The sequence below is a fragment of the Bacillus sp. L75 genome, assembly GCF_003676355.1.
GTDB classification, from domain to species: Bacteria; Bacillota; Bacilli; order Bacillales; family Bacillaceae; genus Bacillus; species Bacillus velezensis.
The window spans coordinates 1-647 of sequence record NZ_ML064946.1 but is presented as its reverse complement, the minus strand read 5'-3'; the positions used below and the strand labels follow the sequence as shown (position 1 = coordinate 647).

The following is a 647-nucleotide window of genomic DNA, read 5'->3' as shown; positions in this document are numbered from 1 at the left end:
GGATGGATAACATCGAAGAGATACACAATACCGGATTTGATAAAAACAAATTAACCACGGGCATATCTTCTGTTGATGAAATACTTGGCGTTAAAGGAATGGTTAGAGGTAGCTTGATTGGCGTAGCTGCTCGACCAAAAATGGGTAAAACTGCTTTTATGTCGCTAATGATCAACCATATATCGCTAGATTTAAACTTGCCTGTTGCTACCTTTTCAATGGAAATGAATGATGAGGAAATGTTTGAACGTGGCTTAAGCTCAAGAACAACTGTTGATCCTGCAGAGTTTTACAAAAAAGATATACGACCAGAAGTGGAAGGTCGTATGGANAATGAATGATGAGGAAATGTTTGAACGTGGCTTAAGCTCAAGAACAACTGTTGATCCTGCAGAGTTTTACAAAAAAGATATACGACCAGAAGTGGAAGGTCGTATGGATTCAGCATTTCAAGAGTTTGTAGCATCAAACTTATATATTGACGATGGCACAAGCTTATCTCTATCGCACATCAAAAAAGAATCTCGAAAAATAAGAAAAGAAAAAGGCGAGCTAGGCGCTATATTTATTGATTACCTTACTTTGATGGAGGCTGAGAAGGCAGAAAGAAATGATTTAGCATACGGTAAGATAACAAAAGGCTTAAC

1 protein-coding gene and 1 pseudogene are annotated in these 647 nt (G+C 37.6%); both read left to right on the top strand.

The window, feature by feature from the left end; genetic code table 11:
- Positions 1-2: 2 nt before the first annotated feature.
- Positions 3-331: pseudogene (locus D5S11_RS20520) on the top strand (DnaB-like helicase C-terminal domain-containing protein); the annotation flags it as partial.
- 2 nt (positions 332-333) lie between these two features.
- Positions 334-647: DnaB-like helicase C-terminal domain-containing protein (locus D5S11_RS20515; protein WP_481747867.1), on the top strand; the 314-nt coding region annotated here is incomplete at its 3' end.